Source organism: Streptomyces sp. URMC 124, assembly GCF_051386455.1.
Taxonomy (GTDB): Bacteria; Actinomycetota; Actinomycetes; order Streptomycetales; family Streptomycetaceae; genus Streptomyces.
The window spans coordinates 1-259 of record NZ_JBPQTS010000522.1 but is presented as its reverse complement, the minus strand read 5'-3'; the positions used below and the strand labels follow the sequence as shown (position 1 = coordinate 259).

Annotated in this window: 1 pseudogene; it reads left to right on the top strand. The window is 58.7% G+C overall.

The features are described 5' to 3' along the window. Positions 1–31: 31 nt before the first annotated feature. Positions 32–259: pseudogene (locus tag ACSNOG_RS33560) on the top strand (low molecular weight protein arginine phosphatase); the annotation flags it as partial.

Below are 259 nucleotides of genomic sequence, written 5' to 3'. Positions count from 1 at the left end.
CCTAATACTGACGGGAGGGAGTCTTAAGACTGTGAAAAAGATACTATTTGTCTGCACCGGAAATACCTGCCGCAGTCCGATGGCCGAAGGGATGCCGCGCAAGCTGGCGAAGCAGCGGGGCATTCCGCTGGAGGTGCGATCCGCCGGCGTATCGGCGATAGATGGCATGCCGGTGTCCCATCATGCGGAATCCGTACTGCGGGATCAGGATATCCGGGACGAGCTCGTATCCAAGCCGCTCACCTCAGAGCTGGTGGAA